The organism is Micromonospora sp. CPCC 205558 (genome assembly GCF_036902955.1).
GTDB lineage: Bacteria > Actinomycetota > Actinomycetes > Mycobacteriales > Micromonosporaceae > Micromonospora.
In genome coordinates this window covers 1-14,599 of sequence record NZ_JBAKHR010000031.1, presented here as the reverse complement: position 1 = coordinate 14,599, position 14,599 = coordinate 1, and the positions used below count along the sequence as shown (strand labels likewise).

At 69.9% G+C, this 14,599-nt stretch carries 15 protein-coding genes; 9 read left to right on the top strand and 6 right to left on the bottom strand.

Translation table 11 applies throughout. The features are described 5' to 3' along the window. Nucleotides 1-4: 4 nt before the first annotated feature. From V6U86_RS27525 to V6U86_RS27515, 3 genes are read right to left on the bottom strand one after another with little or no spacing between them, the layout of a single operon-like run. Nucleotides 5-2,395, bottom strand: a complete 2,391-nt coding sequence (locus V6U86_RS27525) for an aerobic carbon-monoxide dehydrogenase large subunit (RefSeq protein ID WP_334508163.1) — start codon at nucleotides 2,393-2,395, stop codon at nucleotides 5-7. Next, nucleotides 2,392-2,940, bottom strand: coding sequence for a (2Fe-2S)-binding protein (locus V6U86_RS27520; protein WP_091399278.1), 549 nt, complete (start codon nucleotides 2,938-2,940; stop codon nucleotides 2,392-2,394). The genes V6U86_RS27525 and V6U86_RS27520 overlap by 4 nt, the downstream gene beginning before the upstream one ends. A 2-nt stretch (nucleotides 2,941-2,942) precedes the next feature. Next, nucleotides 2,943-3,815, bottom strand: coding sequence for an FAD binding domain-containing protein (locus tag V6U86_RS27515; RefSeq protein WP_334508155.1), 873 nt, complete (start codon nucleotides 3,813-3,815; stop codon nucleotides 2,943-2,945). Between the two features lie 118 nt (nucleotides 3,816-3,933). Here V6U86_RS27515 and V6U86_RS27510 point away from each other — a divergent pair, with 118 nt between their 5' ends. Then, the gene (locus V6U86_RS27510) at nucleotides 3,934-5,010 is read left to right on the top strand and encodes an XdhC family protein (RefSeq protein ID WP_334508153.1); all 1,077 of its coding nucleotides are present in this window, start codon (nucleotides 3,934-3,936) and stop codon (nucleotides 5,008-5,010) included. 83 nt (nucleotides 5,011-5,093) lie between these two features. After that, nucleotides 5,094-6,086, top strand: coding sequence for a hypothetical protein (locus V6U86_RS27505; RefSeq protein WP_334508151.1), 993 nt, complete (start codon nucleotides 5,094-5,096; stop codon nucleotides 6,084-6,086). A gap of 82 nt (nucleotides 6,087-6,168) precedes the next feature. Here the strand turns inward: V6U86_RS27505 and V6U86_RS27500 are convergent, their stop codons facing one another. Beyond that, complete coding sequence (locus tag V6U86_RS27500) at nucleotides 6,169-6,567, bottom strand: NUDIX hydrolase (protein ID WP_334508150.1); 399 nt, start codon at nucleotides 6,565-6,567, stop codon at nucleotides 6,169-6,171. Nucleotides 6,568-6,644: 77 nt separating this feature from the next. Here V6U86_RS27500 and V6U86_RS27495 point away from each other — a divergent pair, with 77 nt between their 5' ends. The 3 genes from V6U86_RS27495 to V6U86_RS27485 all read left to right on the top strand — a co-directional run bounded on the left by V6U86_RS27495 (nucleotide 6,645) and on the right by V6U86_RS27485 (nucleotide 9,784). After that, a complete protein-coding gene (locus V6U86_RS27495) occupies nucleotides 6,645-7,064 on the top strand; it encodes an ASCH domain-containing protein (protein WP_334508148.1) in 420 nt (139 codons plus the stop codon). Nucleotides 7,065-7,127: 63 nt separating this feature from the next. Next, complete coding sequence (locus V6U86_RS27490; RefSeq protein ID WP_334508146.1) at nucleotides 7,128-7,892, top strand: ABC transporter ATP-binding protein; 765 nt, start codon at nucleotides 7,128-7,130, stop codon at nucleotides 7,890-7,892. Beyond that, nucleotides 7,889-9,784 carry a hypothetical protein gene (locus V6U86_RS27485; protein ID WP_334508144.1) on the top strand — a complete coding sequence of 632 codons (1,896 nt, stop codon included), beginning with the start codon at nucleotides 7,889-7,891 and terminating at the stop codon, nucleotides 9,782-9,784. The genes V6U86_RS27490 and V6U86_RS27485 overlap by 4 nt, the downstream gene beginning before the upstream one ends. On the opposite strand, the gene V6U86_RS27480 is transcribed toward V6U86_RS27485, so the two are convergent. Then, nucleotides 9,759-10,064 carry a hypothetical protein gene (locus V6U86_RS27480; protein WP_334508142.1) on the bottom strand — a complete coding sequence of 102 codons (306 nt, stop codon included), beginning with the start codon at nucleotides 10,062-10,064 and terminating at the stop codon, nucleotides 9,759-9,761. The two genes, V6U86_RS27485 and V6U86_RS27480, sit on opposite strands and share 26 nt — an antisense overlap. 254 nt (nucleotides 10,065-10,318) lie before the next feature. Between V6U86_RS27480 and V6U86_RS27475 the strand changes: the two genes are divergently transcribed. Further along, nucleotides 10,319-11,083, top strand: a complete 765-nt coding sequence (locus V6U86_RS27475) for a maleylpyruvate isomerase family mycothiol-dependent enzyme (RefSeq protein ID WP_334508140.1) — start codon at nucleotides 10,319-10,321, stop codon at nucleotides 11,081-11,083. 55 nt (nucleotides 11,084-11,138) lie between these two features. Here V6U86_RS27475 and V6U86_RS27470 read toward each other — a convergent pair whose 3' ends face one another. Beyond that, on the bottom strand, nucleotides 11,139-11,372 hold the full coding sequence (locus V6U86_RS27470) for a winged helix-turn-helix domain-containing protein (RefSeq protein ID WP_334508138.1): 234 nt from the start codon (nucleotides 11,370-11,372) through the stop codon (nucleotides 11,139-11,141). Between the two features lie 239 nt (nucleotides 11,373-11,611). Between V6U86_RS27470 and V6U86_RS27465 the strand changes: the two genes are divergently transcribed. From V6U86_RS27465 to V6U86_RS27455, 3 genes are all read left to right on the top strand, one after another. Further along, a complete protein-coding gene (locus tag V6U86_RS27465; RefSeq protein ID WP_334508136.1) occupies nucleotides 11,612-11,815 on the top strand; it encodes a hypothetical protein in 204 nt (67 codons plus the stop codon). 133 nt (nucleotides 11,816-11,948) lie between these two features. Next, nucleotides 11,949-12,704 carry a PrsW family intramembrane metalloprotease gene (locus V6U86_RS27460; protein ID WP_334508134.1) on the top strand — a complete coding sequence of 252 codons (756 nt, stop codon included), beginning with the start codon at nucleotides 11,949-11,951 and terminating at the stop codon, nucleotides 12,702-12,704. Between the two features lie 145 nt (nucleotides 12,705-12,849). Continuing rightward, on the top strand, nucleotides 12,850-14,599 hold a 1,750-nt coding region (locus V6U86_RS27455), incomplete at its 3' end, for a molybdopterin-dependent oxidoreductase (RefSeq protein WP_334508132.1).

Here is a 14,599-nt window from a genome sequence, read left to right as displayed (position 1 = left end):
CTCCTCAGATCGGCGGCCGGGCCTGGCCGCGCATCGCGTCCCAGACCCGCGACGGCGTCAGCGGCATGTCGGCGTGGCGGACGCCGAAGGGCTTCAGGGCGTCCACGACCGCGTTGACGATCGCGGGCGGCGACCCCACGGTGGCGGACTCGCCCACGCCCTTCGCGCCGATCGGGTGGTGCGGTGATGGCGTGACGGTGAAGCCGGTCTCCCAGTCGGGCACTTCGAGGGACGTCGGGATCAGGTAGTCCATCAGGGACGCGCCGAGGCAGTTGCCGTCCTCGTCGAACGCGATCATCTCCATCAGCGCCATGCCGACCCCGTCGGTCAACCCGCCGTGCACCTGCCCCTCGATGATCATCGGGTTGATCCGGGTGCCGCAGTCGTCGACCGCGATGAACCGTCGTACCGTCACCTGTGCCGTGCCGGGGTCGATGTCCACCACGCAGATGTACGCGCCGTGCGGATACGTCAGGTTCGACGGGTTGTAGCAGATCTGCGCCTCCAGGCCACCCTCGATGCCCTCGGGCAGGTCGCCCGCGCCGTGCGCGCGCAGGGCGATGTCCTGGATCGTGACGGACCGGCCCGGGTCACCGGCGACGTGGAACGCGCCCTTCTCCCACTCCAGGTCGGCGACCGACACCTCGAGCATCCCCGAGGCGATGATCCGGGCCTTGTCGCGGACCTTCCGGGCCACCAGGGCCGCCGCCGCGCCCGAGACGGGCGTCGAGCGGCTGCCGTACGTGCCGAGGCCGAACGGGGTGTTGTCGGTGTCGCCGTGCAGCACCTCGATGTCCGACGGGGGGATCCCGATCTCCTCGGCGACGATCTGCGCGAACGTCGTCTCGTGCCCCTGGCCCTGCGACTGCACGCTGAGGCGTACCACCGCCTTGCCGGTCGGGTGGACGCGCAGCTCGCAGCCGTCGGCCATGCCCAGCCCGAGAATGTCCATGTCCTTGCGCGGCCCGGCGCCGACGGCCTCGGTGAAGAACGCGATGCCGATGCCCATCAGCTCGCCCCGGGCGCGCTTCTCGGCCTGCTCGCGGCGCAACTCGTCGTAGCCGGCCATCTCCATCGCGAGCCGCATCGTCGGCTCGTAGTTGCCCGAGTCGTACACCCAGCCGGTCTTCGTCGTGTACGGGAACTGCTCCGGCTGGATGAAGTTCTTCAAGCGCAGCTCGGCCGGGTCCATGCCGAGTTCGTCGGCGAGGCAGTCGACGATCCGCTCGACCAGGTAGACCGCCTCGGTGATCCGGAACGAGCAGGCGTACGCGACGCCGCCGGGCGCCTTGTTGGTGTAGACCGCGGTCATCTTGCAGTACGCGGCCTCGATGTCGTAGCTGCCGGTGAAGACCCCGAAGAAGCCGGCCGGGTACTTCACCGGGGCGGCGGTGCCGTTGAACGCGCCGTGGTCGGCCAGCACGTTGGTGCGGATGCCGAGGATCCGGCCGTCGCGGGTCGCCGCGATCTCCCCGCGCATGATGTAGTCGCGGGCGAAACCGGTGCTGATCAGGTTCTCCGAGCGGTCCTCCATCCACTTCACCGGCTTGCCGGTGACGATCGAGGCGACGATCGCGCAGACGTACCCGGGGTAGATCGGCACCTTGTTGCCGAACCCGCCGCCGATGTCCGGCGAGATCACCTGGATCTTGTGCTCGGGCAGGCCCGCCACGATGGCGTAGAGGGTGCGGTGCGCGTGCGGGGCCTGGGTGGTCGACCAGAGCCGCAGCTTGCCGTCGACCGCGTCGTAGTCGGCGACCGCCCCGCACGTCTCCATCGGCGCCGGGTGCACCCGCGGGTAGACGAGATCCTGACTGACCACGACGTCGGCGCGGGCGAAGACCGCCTCGGTTGCCGCCTCGTCGCCGGTCTCCCAGTCGAAGCAGTGGTTGTTCGTCTTGCCGTCCAGATCGTCGCGGATCAGCGGTGCGTCCGACGCCAACGCCCGGCGCGCGTCGATCACCGGGTCGAGAACGTCGTACTCGACGTCGATCAGTTCCAGCGCGTCACGCGCCGCGTACCGGTCCTCGGCGACGACGAACGCCACCTCCTGGCCCTGGAAACGCACCTTGTCGGTGGCGAGCACGGCCTGCACGTCGTTGGAGAGCGTCGGCATCCAGGCCAGGTTCTGCTGCGCCAGCATCGCCCCGGTCACCACCGCCTTCACCCCGGGCGACGCCTCGGCGGCGCTGGTGTCGATGCTGACGATCCGGGCGTGTGCCACCGGCGACCGGAGGATCGCGAGGTGCAGCATGCCGGGCAGTTGGACGTCGTCGACGTACCGGCCACGACCACGCAGGAAGCGCGGGTCCTCCTTGCGCAGCATCCGGCCGTACCCGACGGGCTTCTGGTCGTTGTCGTGGAACGTGTCCACGCGCTCGTGCACAGTGGTCATGCCACGGCCTCCGCGGGTTGGCCAGCGTTGTCGATCTCGCCGGCCTCGGACGATTCGGTGGTCTCGGTGACCTGGGCCGCGGCCTGCGCCTCCGCCACGGCGGCCCAGCGGACCGAGCGCACGATGGTGGCGTAACCCGTGCACCGGCAGATCTGACCCGAGATCGCCTCCCGGATCTCCGTCTCGCTCGGGTCGGGGTTGCGGTCCAGCAGTGCCCGCGCGGTCATCATCATCCCCGGGGTGCAGAAACCGCACTGCAGACCGTGGCACTGCATGAACCCCTGCTGGATCGGGTCCAGCTCGGCGCCCTTGGCGAGGCCCTCGACGGTACGCACCTGGTGGCCGCCGGCCATCGCCGCGAGCACCGTGCACGACTTCACCGGCTCGCCGTCGAGCCAGACCACGCAGGTGCCGCAGTTGCTGGTGTCGCAGCCCCAGTGCGTGCCGGTCAGACCCAGCACGTCGCGCAGGAAGTGCACCAGCAGCAGCCGGGCCTCGATCTCCCGGGTGACCTCGACGTCGTTGACGGTCATGGTGACCTGCATGCTCAGCTCCTCGCCCGTTCGACGGCCCGGCGCAGGGTCCGCCGGGTCAGCTCGGCGGCCAGATGCCGCTTGTAGTCCGCGCTGCCGCGCTGGTCGGTCACCGGGTCGCAGCTGTCCGCCGCGATCGCCCCGGCCTGCTCGTAGAGGCTCTCCGAGGGTTCCTGCCCGCGCAGCGCCGCCGAGATCGCCGGGATGCCCGTGGTGTTGGGGCCGACGGCCGCGAGCCCGACCCGGGCGTCGACGATCGCGCCGCCGTCGAGCCACACCGCCGCGCCTGCCGACACCACGGCCCAGTCGCCGGCCCGGCGCTCGACCTTGGCGTACGCGCTGCCACAGCCGGGCCGTACCGGTAGCCGGATCTCGACCAGGATCTCGTCGTCCGCGACGGCCGTCTCGTACGGCCCGACGTGGAACTCCTCCATCGACACGACCCGCTCCGCGCCGCCCGGACCACGGATCACGCACCGCGCGTCCAGCGTCGTGCAGACCGCCGACAGATCCTCGGACGGGTCGGCCTGGCACAGCGAGCCGCCCAGCGTGCCCCGGTTGCGCACCACCGGGTCGGCGATCACCCGTTCGGCGTCGGCGAAGATCGGGAACGCTGTCGCCAGCACGGGGGATTCGAGGAGTTCCCGATGGCGGGTCAGCGCACCGATGCGGATCTCGTCCGGGCCCGCCTCGACGTAGCCCAACTCGCCGTGCAGGTCGTTGATGTCGATCAGATAGTCGAAGTTGGCCAGCCGGAGCTTCATCATCGGCAACAGGCTGTGCCCGCCGGCGATCAGGCGGGCTGTCCCGCCCAGCCGCTCCAGCAGGCTGATCGCATGGTCCACACTGGTGGCTCGCTCGTACTCGAACGGTGCCGGCACCTGCATGTCGCACCTCCGCATTCCGGCAAAATCTCTGCCCGGCGGTGGTCAAAGTCAACGGTGACCTAAGCAACTGCTTAGGTCACCGTTGACGGTGCTGCCGGGGCTCGCGGATCGTGCGGCCATGCGGGACATCGTCGACGGGCTGGCCGGCTGGCGCGCCGCGGGCGTCGCGTTCGCCGTCGCGACCGTCGCGCGAACCTGGCAGTCCGCGCCCCGGCAACCTGGCGCGGCGATGGCCGTCTCGGCGCACGGAGACGTGGTGGGCAGCATCTCGGGCGGCTGCGTCGAGGGCGCCGTCTACGAACTCTGCCGGACCGCGATCCGGACCGGCGCGGCGCACACCCAGACCTTCGGCGTCAGCGACGACGACGCGTTGGACGTCGGTCTGACCTGCGGTGGCACCATCCAGGTCCTGGTGCAACCGAGCGTCGCGATGACCGAGTTCGATCAGGTCCTCGCCGCGATTCGCGACGGCCGTGCGGTCGCCACCGCATCGGTCGAGAACGCTCAACTGGTGATCTGGCCCGATCGGGTCGCGGGCAGCCTCGGCGCACCCGACCTGGACGACGCGGCGGCCCGGCAGGCGACCGGGATGCTCGCCCTCGGCGTCACCGGCACGATCCACCTGGGCCGGCAGGGGCAGCAGCGCGGCGACGAGGTGGCCGTGTTCGTCCAGTCGTACGTGCCACCACCCCGTATGATCATCTTCGGTGCGATCGACTTCGCCGCCGCGATGGCCCGGATCGGCAAGTTCCTTGGCTACCACGTCACGGTCTGCGACGCCCGCCCGGTGTTCGCCACCCGTGCGCGTTTTCCGGACGTCGACGACCTCGTCGTCCGCTGGCCGCACGCGTACCTGGAGTCGACGACCGTCGACGACCGCACGGTGCTCTGCGTCCTGACCCACGACCCCAAGTTCGACGTGCCGCTGCTCCGGGTCGCCCTCGCCACGCCCGCCCGTTACATCGGCGCGATGGGCAGCCGGCGTGCGCACGACGATCGGATGCGCCGGCTGCGCGAGGCGGGTGTCCCGGAGAGCGCGCTGGCCCGCCTATGCTCACCGATCGGGCTGGACCTGGGCGCGCGGACGCCGGAAGAGACGGCCGTGGCGATCGCCGCCGAGATCACCGCCCAGACCTGGGGCGGCTCGGGTCGCCCGCTCAGCGACCTGGCGACCCCGATCCACCACCACACCTGACACCAACCGGGGACACCACGACTCATCGACGCGGCTTAAGATCGGCAGCCGTAGATGACGTCTGTTGAAACACGGGGGTTTCGATGGAATTCCGACAAGGTCTTGCCGCGCTGACGGCGGTGGCTTCGGTGGTGGCGAGCGTGACCACCCTGCCCTCGACCGCCACGGCCGTGGAGGCGGTCGAGGTGGGCCCGCCGTGCGTCCGCGAGAATCTGCGGGTGCCGGCCGGGTCGTGGCAGGCCATCAAGGTCCACCACGCCGACCCCAGCGGCCGGTTCCAGATCGCGTACGCCACGGACACCGACTGGCGCGAGCACGTCATCCGGTGGGACAACGGCGTGCCGACCAACCTCGGCACGCCGGCGGGCTCGCTGAAGGAGGTCAACGAGCAGGGCGACTTCGTCGGCAACGCGTCCTCCGAGGATGGGCTCTACCGCAGCACCGCGTGGCGGTATTCGGACGGGCAGGTAACCGCGCTGCCGGGTCTGCCGGACAGCGTGCAGACCATCGCGAGCGCCATCGCCGGGGACGGCACCGTGGCCGGATGGGTACGGTCCGCCGACGGGCAACCGACGGCGGTGACCTGGGCGCGGGACAACACCGTACGGGCACTGCCCGGTTCCGGCGACAGCCGGGCGATCGATGTCGACGCCGATGGCACCGTCATCGGCTACCTGGCCGACAAGCCGGTGCGGTGGGCGCCCAACGCCCAGCCGGAGATCCTGCCGGGCTACGCGCCGGGCCCAGACACCTTCTGGGACCTGACCGGGATCAGCGCCGGCGTGGTGGTAGGCGAGGAATACACCGGGTCCAGCCAGCTCGCTCTGCTGTGGGCACCCGGAACGGCCCCGGCCCTGCTCGCTCACGGGGCGGCGGTGCACGCCGTCAACGCGCGTGGCTCGGTGGCCTACGAGCAGGTTTACGAGAACAAGCAGTGGCTCCGGCAGAACGGCGTCGACCGTACGTTGCCGTTCGGGCCGTCGCCCTCCTCGATCGCCGACATCACCGGGCTGACCGATGACGACATCGCGTACGGCAACCACTACTCGACCCCGGTCCGATGGATCTGCGCCTGACCCGGCCGGCCCGCAAGGCACCGCAACGGCAAGGCCCAGGTCGGACCTCCGGTCTGGGCCTTGCCGTATCCGGCACGCGCACTTAGATCATGCGCAGGATCAGCACGGTGGAGACCGCCAGCTCACGATCGAACACCTCGTCCCGGGGGATGAACACCATCGCCTGCCCTTCGCCGACCACCACGTCCTTTTGACGAGCCGTGGTGGTGCCACGGAACACGTGAACGGTCACGGTGTGCGGAAAACCCGCTTCGTACGGACGCGGACCGCTCCACAGCGGGTGCAGCTCACCCGCCGTCAGACCAGTTTCCTCCAGCAACTCGCGGCGGGCCGCCGCCTCCGGTGACTCGCCGGGCTCGACATGGCCACCCGGCAGGCTCCACTGGCCCGGCGAGACGACCGCATCCTCGTCGCGGTGCTGCAGGAGCACCGCACCCGACGGATCGACGAGCAGCACGAGGGCGACGTCATAGGTGGCCATGACGAGACCGTGCCACTCCGCCGCGAGCTTGTCGACGACGGACCCCCAGGATGCACGGGATGGCATACCCTCCACGGATGCACCTCGATGATCTTCCACTCGCCGAGTTCGCCTTTCCAGGGCCGCTGCGCGACAAGCTGGTGGGCGCGATCCTGTCCGGGGCGAAGACCTCGACGACCGGCCTGCTGGTCGGCTACGAGCACGCGGACGAGCCGCTGCCCGAGGTGGGCCAGCTGTCTGCCGTGGTGGACTCGGCGGGTCGGCGGGTCGCGGTCATCGAGCTGACCGACGTACGGGTGGTCCGGCTCGCCGACGTCGACCTGTCACATGCCCTGGCCGAGGGGGAGGGCGACGAGTCGGTGGCGCAGTGGCGCGCGGGGCACGAGACGTTCTGGCACAGCGCGGAGTTGCGCGCCGAGCTCGGCGACCCCGACTTCACGGTGGACGACGACACTCTGGTGGTGACCGAACGCTTCCGGCTGGTGCACATCGCCTGAACCGCGCGTCCACTATGGATCGAGCGGGCCACACAGTCGCGTACGGTCACCTATGCTCGGCGCGTGATCCCCCCGGCACTTGAGATCCGTGGCCTGGTCAAGACCTTCGCGGCGCACCGCGCGGTGGACGGCATCGATCTGACCGTCCATCCCGGCACGTTCCACGGCATCGTCGGGCCCAACGGCGCCGGCAAGTCCACCACCATCGGGGTGGCCGTCGGGCTGGTCACTCCGGATTCCGGGGAGATCCGGATCCTCGGCCACGACGCGCTGCGCGACCGCAGCCTGACCCGCGCGCTGATCGGCGTGCTACCCGACGGTCTCGACTTTCCGGAGCGCCTCACCGGCGCCGAGCTGCTGCGCTACAGCGCCGGCCTGCGCGGGCTGCCCCGGGCCGCGGCCACCGACCGTGCCGCCGAACTGATCGACGTGCTCGGCCTGGCCAAGGGTGCCAGCACGCCGCTGGCCGACTGCTCCACCGGCACCCGCAAGAAGTTGGGCCTCGCCCAGGCGCTGCTGCACGCGCCCCGGCTGCTCGTCCTCGACGAACCGTTCGAGGCGGTCGACCCGGTGTCCGCGGCCACCATCCGCCGGGTGTTGCGGCGGTTCGTGGCCGGCGGCGGCACCTGCGTGCTGTCCACCCACTCGATGCTGCTGGTCGAGCAGATGTGCGACGAGGTGACGGTGATCCATCAGGGCCGGGTGGTCGCCGCCGGGCCGGTCGCCGAAATCGCCGCCGGCGGCAGCCTGGAGGACCGGTTCGTCGAGTTGGTCGGCGCTGACGCCTCCGGCAGCGCCGGACTGGACTGGTTGACCGGGGCACGATGAGCGCCGAACCGCACGTCGCCGGCCGGTCGGTTGGCATCCTCGGCGCGATCGCCGTGCCGGCCCGGATGCGCGCGACGATGCTGCGCCGCTCGCTGCGCGAGCATCCCGGGCCAACGGTGGCCGGCCTGGTCGGTCTGCTCGCCGCCGCCTGGCTGATCCGGTACGCGCTCCGCGGCGACCAGCACACTCTCGGTCTGCTCGCCGGGGCGTGGGTGCTCGGCTGGATCGTGTTGCCGCTGCTGCTCGGCGGCGGGCGCGGCCGGATTCGCCCTGCCCACCTGCGGTTGGAGCCGATCGGTGCGGTCCCGGCCGCGATCGGTCTGCTCGGCGCGTCGGCGATCGGTATCGGTCCGGCTGTCTCGCTGGTGGCGCTGGCCGCCCTGCCGGTGCACGCCGCCCGGCACGGCACTGTCGCGGTCCTCGTCACCGCCGTCGGCGCACTGCTGCTCTGGCTGCTCGGGCTGATCGGCTCGGCCATCGCACTGGAGGTCGTCGGCCACGCCGGTGGCCCGGTCGGGGCGCTGCTCACCGGCATCTTCACCGGCACGGCGATGGGCGTCGCCGGGTCGCTCTGGGCGGTCTTCCCGTGGGTGTCGGTCCTGCTCGTGGCAGCGCCGCAGGAGGTGGTCCGTGCCATGGCGTACGTGCCGAGCGGTTGGCCGATCACCGCCGTGACCGGGCCGGCCGGGCAGGGAGTACGCCTGATGGCAACCCTGGTGGGCATCGTGGCGCTCTGCGCCGCCGCGTACCTGATGCTTGTTCGACGGGTGCTCACCGCCGGCGTGCCGTTCCGACCGCGCCGGACCGCGGCGGCGTCACCGGCCGCCGCTGGGCGCGAGTGGCTGGGGTGGGTGCCGGCGGCGACGCGGGCGGTTGCGGGCCGCGAGCTGCGGTCCTGGACGCGGCACCCGCTGCGGTTGCAGTATCTGGCGTTCGCGGTGGTGTACGGGGCCCTGCTCGCCGGCCTGCCGCTGCTGTCCGATGTGGACCTGCTGCTGCCGTGGGCCGGACCGCTCGCGGTGCTCGGCGCGGCGGCGATGTCGGCCGGGCTGGTCGGGCTGGACGGCACCGCGTTGTGGCTGCCGCTCACCACGCCGGGCGGCGAACGGGCCGAGGTCCGGGGTCGGGCCGCGGCGTGGTTGGTGCTGCTCGCCCCGATCGGGGTGCTGCTCACCGTCGCCGGCGTCGTCCTCGCACCCGACGTCGACGCGCTGGCCGCGCTCTCCACCCTGCCGGCTCTGCTCGGGGCGGGCGCCACAGTGCCGGTGTGGGTGTCGCTGCTGCGCGTGCGCTCGGTGGCCGACCCGCGACACCCCACTGCGGCCGACAACCCGACCGACATCGTCAGCGTCCTGGTCGCCACCGCGGCGGGGCTGATCGCCGTCGCACCGGTGCTCGCGCTGGTGGTCTGGGGCCCACCGGAGGTGGCACCGCTCCTGCCGCTGGTCGGGTTGTTGTGCGGTGTCGCGGCCTGGTGGGGTGGCCTGTGGCTGGCCGACGAGCGCCTCGCCCGGCGCGGGCTGGAGGTGCTCGCCGCAGCCGGCCAGCGCAGCCGACCCGCGGAGACGGTGCTCCCGCTGACCTGGGACGCGCAGTGGTACCGGGAGAACAGAACGACCGCGTGGGCGCTGGGGTTGCTCACGGTGGGGTGGATCCCGGTGATCCCGCAAGGGCTGATGCCGCTGGCGTTCGGGATCGACGGTGGGTGGATCGTGGCGGGCCACCTGGACGGCGGCGCGCGTACGGCGGTGGGGTCGGGCATGATCGGTCTGGGCGCGGCGATGCTGCTCGCCGGCCTGGTGCTGTGGGATCGCCGACCGCAGCCAGGCGTCTCTGCCCACTCTGTCTCAAGAAAAGCGGGCACCGTCAACGTCGCTCGGTCACGGCAGTAGCCCGAGACGTCCCCGGTCGACGCAGCCAGGGTGTAACCCTGGGCGCCGCGGCGATAAGGCCGACCGCGAGCACCATGACGAACGCTTGCCCGATCCGGCCGAGCGTTATCCCAGGAGCGGTGTCCAGTACGTAGTTGGCATACCCGTTCGCCGCCGCGTCGCTGGCGAGCACGACGCAGCCGAGCAACAGCCCTTCAAGCCGGCGCAGCACCAGCAACAGCGCCGCAAGTAGGTCGAGCACGGTCAGCGAGGTGAAGTACCACATCAGCCACACCGGCATGGACGGACTGGGACCACCCGGCCGGACACCGAGCACGTCACCCACATGAACAATCCCGCCATACGCAAAGACACAAACAACGGCGATCACCACAACCCGAACCCACCCGGGCACACCAGCCCACCGCCGCAGCGATGTCCGCGTCGCCAATGGCCCCCCTCGCTCGGACAGTGGCCGACCCATCGATGCTAACGCCGTGTGCTGGCGGTCTTAATCGAGTGCGAGAGTCCCGGTCCGGGTGATACAAGGTCTGCGTGCCTGAGCCTCTGTACTTCCCCACCCTGCTGCGGATGATTGACGAGCGTTCCGCCGCGTTCCGCGCCACCGTCGCCGCGGCGCCCAGCCTCGACGCCGACGTCCCGTCCTGCCCGGGCTGGACGCTGTACGACCTGGCGAACCACCTCAGTGAGGGGGACCGCTTCTGGGCCTACATCGTGCTGAACACCGCGCCGGGCGACGAGCGGCCGAGCAAGGACGGGCTGGCGGCGCCCAGGGAGCGCGAGGCCCTCATAACCTGGCTGGCCGACTCGACGGAGCAGCTGCTGACTGCTCTGCGCGAGGCTGGCCCGGACCGGGGCTGCTGGGCCTGGTGGGAGCCGCTGGCCTCGCCGCACACGGTGGCCGCCGTGGCCCGCCGCCGCGTCCCGGAGTCGCTGATCCACACCTACGATGCCCAACTGGCCTCCGGTACCCCGCAGGAGCTGCCGACGACCGAGGCGGGCGACGCCGTCGAGGAGTTCCTTGCCACGGTCTGCACCGGCACGGTCCCGTGGCCGGGCGAGCCCGCCACCATGGACTACCACGCAACCGAGGCTGGCTCCTGGCGCCAGACGGTGGACGCCGCCGGTTCCCGCTTCACCCGCCTCACCGCGGCGGAGGCGGCCGGGAGCAAGCCCACCGCCGCCATCTACGGCACGGCGAGCGAGATGGCCCTGCTCATGTACATGCGCATCCCGGCTGTCTCGCTGCGAATGGAGGGCGACGCCGACCTGCTCCAGCAGCTGCAGGACTGGGGCTGAGACCGACCGGCAAGTGGCGTGCTGGGCATGTCCAGCACGCCTAATACCGGTCTCTCTAACTCGACTGCGTGGGCTCGGCTACATAGACGCCCTTGCCTGGGTGCCCCTCCACCAGTGCACGGTCCTTGAGGATCGTCATGACCCGGTTGATCGTGGAGATGTGGACGCCGTACTGCTCGGCCAGCTCGCGAGTGGACGGTAGCTTCTCGCCCGGCGCGAGTTCTCCAGATTTGATCTTTTCGGTGATCTCGGTAGCGATGCGCCGGTAATCGACCTTCTCAGTCGGCATGAATCGATCTCCGTTGGGTCCCTGGCTTCGGCACCCCAATTCGATCACGAGCAGACCTGTTCCAACAAGTTCCATGTCTTGCTTGACCTGCTCCTACAAGTTGGAATAAGTTGTGCCTGGTCGGGTTCCCTGGTTTCGGCAAACTCCGAGGTTCCCGGCGACAAGCCCACCTGGGGGAGCGCGAGGCACGGATTCTGCCCCCAGGTGGGACTCATCATGATCGCGGGAAGGGTGCGACCATGCCGATCGACGAGCCGGCCTCCAAGGCAACTGAGCTGTTCATTGCCAAGAGGATTCTGGACGCGCACTGGACTCGGGCAGTCGACCGACCATGGCGGGTAGGTGGCTGCCCGCAGTGTCAAGGTCGCAACGACTGTCCGCAGCTTGATTGGGCGATCGAGGTGACCGCAGAAGCAGCGGCGTTGATGTTCCAGAAGCGTTGACCGGCACCCGTCGATCGTTGTCGGACTACGCCTCCGTGTGGAGTAGTCAGGATCTCAGGTCCGTGGTTGGCCTTCGTAACCTTGGTCCGCCAGACTGCGCGCTATGGGTGATCGATCGCGCAGGTGGGCGTGGGTGGCAGTCTTCGTTGTCGGACTGATCCTCTACCTGGCGGTGCTGCGGACTCTCGTCAGCACCAAGAATCCGAACTTCGTGCCGGCGTTGATCCTGCTCGGGGCGACGCTGGTGCCGTTGACGTTCCTGACGTTCGCGCAGGCCCGCACCGGGCGGTGGCAGGTGCCGGCGTCGGTGTTGGTGACGTCGGCGTTCTTCGGCGGTGTGATCGGCACGGTGGTCGCCGGCACCCTGGAGTACGACACCCTGCGCGGGCTCGGCACCCTGCCGATGCTGTTCGTGGCACTGATCGAGGAGTCGGCGAAGCTGATCATCCCGGTGGTGTTGCTGTTCACGGTCGTGGCCCAGCATCGGCGTCGGGTCCCCTCCGACGGGCTGATCATCGGTGTGGCGGCCGGTATGGGCTTCGCCGCGCTGGAGACGATGGGCTACGCCTTCACCGCGCTGCTGAGTTCGCAGGGCAACATCGGCGCGGTGGAGCAGACGCTCTTCATCCGGGGGCTGACCGCGCCCGCCGGTCACACCGCCTGGACCGGGCTCACCGCCGGCGCGCTCTGGGCGCTGTTGGCGACCCCGAGCGTCGGTCGCCTCTTCGGGTTCATCGGCACGTTCCTGGGCGTCGTCGTCCTGCACACCCTGTGGGACACGTTCTCCGGCTCACTGGTCTTCGTCGTGTTGGCGATCATCAGCATCGGCTGGTTGTTCTGGGAGTTGCGCCGCTACCGGACCTTCAGCGACCAGTTGCAGCCGCACTGACCAGCGCCGTGCCCCATGCCTCTCCCGTCCGGAACGAAACGGCCGAGGGAGGCATGACTGTTCGTGATCCCGCTGCGACCGGGCCGGCACCTCATCTAACGTCAGAGTGTTCATATTTGGCGGGATTGGTCGGGAAGGTGTGGCGATGGGGGTGCGCAGCTGGTTCGAGGGCTGGCCGGTCTATCGCCAGCTCACCGGCACGGACCCGCTGGGCCGGGGTGCGGCGGCGAAGTCCGACGGGTCCCGCGCGCTCACCGCCCGCACCGACACCGCCGATTCGATGGCCCGGTCGGTCTGCCCGTACTGCGCCGTTGGCTGTGGTCAGCGGGTGTTCGTCAAGGACGGGCAGGTCACCCAGATCGAGGGTGATCCGGACAGCCCGATCTCGCGGGGTCGGCTCTGCCCGAAGGGTTCGGCCAGCAAGAGCCTGGTCACCAGTCCGTTGCGGCAGACCACCGTCCGCTACCGCCGGCCGTACAGCACCGAGTGGGAGGACCTTGACCTCGACACGGCGATGAACATGATCGCCGATCGGGTCCTGGCCGCCCGGGACGAGACCTGGGAGGACGTCGACGCCGAGGGTCGACCGCTGAACCGGACGATGGGTATCTCCAGTCTGGGTGGGGCGACGCTGGACAACGAGGAGAACTACCTCATCAAGAAGTTGTTCACCGCGATGGGGGCGCTCCAGATCGAGAACCAGGCCCGTATTTGACACTCCGCCACCGTCCCCGGTCTGGGGACCAGCTTCGGTCGCGGCGGCGCCACCCAGTATCAGCAGGACCTGTCGAACTCCGACGTCATCGTCATCCAGGGTTCGAACATGGCCGAGGCGCACCCGGTGGGTTTCCAGTGGGTGATGGAGGCCAAGCGCCGAGGCGCGAAGATCATCCACGTCGACCCACGGTTCACCCGGACCAGCGCGTTGGCTGACTCGTACCTGCCCATCCGGGCGGGCACGGACATCGCGCTGCTCGGCGGGGTGATCCGCTACATCCTCGACAACGAGCTGGACTTCCGGGAGTACGTGGTCGCCTACACCAACGCGGCGACGATCGTGACCGAGGAGTACGCCGACACCGAGGACATGCACGGGCTGTTCTCCGGCTTCAACGACGACAACGCCACCTACGACCAGGCCAGTTGGCGCTACCAGGGCCACAGCCAGAACCAGACGACCCGCGACAGCGAGACGCAGCGGGAGACCGCGGCCGGGTTGGAGAACGAGTCGCACGGCGCACCGGTCGGTGGCGAGACCGAACGTGACGAGACGTTGCAGCACCCGCGCTGCGTCTACCAGATCCTCAAGCGGCACTTTGCCCGTTACACGCCGGAGATGGTGGAGCGGGTCTGCGGCATCCCGCAGGAGAAGTTCTTCGAACTGGCCCGGGCGTGGACGGAGAACTCGGGTCGGGACCGCACCGGCATGCTCGTCTACTCGGTGGGGTGGACGCAGCACAGTGTGGGTGTGCAGTACATCCGTACCGGTGCGATCATCCAGCTGTTGTTGGGCAACATGGGCCGTCCGGGTGGCGGGGTGATGGCGCTGCGGGGGCACGCCAGCATCCAGGGTTCGACCGACATCCCGACGTTGTTCAACCTGTTGCCCGGGTATCTGCCGATGCCACACCATGCCGAGCACCCGAGCTTCGACGAGTGGGTGGACAGCATCCGCCACCCGGGGCAGAAGGGCTTCTGGGGCAACGCCCGCACCTACGGTGTCAACCTGCTCAAGGCGTACTGGGGCGATGCCGCCACCGCAGAGAACGACTACTGCTACGGCTACATGCCCCGGATGACCGGTGATCACGGCACCTACCAGCAGGTGCTCGACATGATCGATGGAAAGATCAAGGGGTACTTCCTGCTCGGGCAGAACCCGGCGGTCGGGTCGG

What these genes read in the sequence shown, in the direction of transcription:
- V6U86_RS27525 (WP_334508163.1), bottom strand. Translation starts at nt 2,395, where the DNA reads ATGACCACTGTGCACGAGCGCGTGGACACGTTCCACGACAACGACCAG.
- V6U86_RS27520 (WP_091399278.1), bottom strand. Translation starts at nt 2,940, where the DNA reads ATGCAGGTCACCATGACCGTCAACGACGTCGAGGTCACCCGGGAGATC.
- V6U86_RS27515 (WP_334508155.1), bottom strand. Translation starts at nt 3,815, where the DNA reads ATGCAGGTGCCGGCACCGTTCGAGTACGAGCGAGCCACCAGTGTGGAC.
- V6U86_RS27510 (WP_334508153.1), top strand. Translation starts at nt 3,934, where the DNA reads ATGCGGGACATCGTCGACGGGCTGGCCGGCTGGCGCGCCGCGGGCGTC.
- V6U86_RS27505 (WP_334508151.1), top strand. Translation starts at nt 5,094, where the DNA reads ATGGAATTCCGACAAGGTCTTGCCGCGCTGACGGCGGTGGCTTCGGTG.
- V6U86_RS27500 (WP_334508150.1), bottom strand. Translation starts at nt 6,567, where the DNA reads ATGGCCACCTATGACGTCGCCCTCGTGCTGCTCGTCGATCCGTCGGGT.
- V6U86_RS27495 (WP_334508148.1), top strand. Translation starts at nt 6,645, where the DNA reads ATGCACCTCGATGATCTTCCACTCGCCGAGTTCGCCTTTCCAGGGCCG.
- V6U86_RS27485 (WP_334508144.1), top strand. Translation starts at nt 7,889, where the DNA reads ATGAGCGCCGAACCGCACGTCGCCGGCCGGTCGGTTGGCATCCTCGGC.
- V6U86_RS27480 (WP_334508142.1), bottom strand. Translation starts at nt 10,064, where the DNA reads ATGCCGGTGTGGCTGATGTGGTACTTCACCTCGCTGACCGTGCTCGAC.
- V6U86_RS27470 (WP_334508138.1), bottom strand. Translation starts at nt 11,372, where the DNA reads ATGCCGACTGAGAAGGTCGATTACCGGCGCATCGCTACCGAGATCACC.
- V6U86_RS27465 (WP_334508136.1), top strand. Translation starts at nt 11,612, where the DNA reads ATGCCGATCGACGAGCCGGCCTCCAAGGCAACTGAGCTGTTCATTGCC.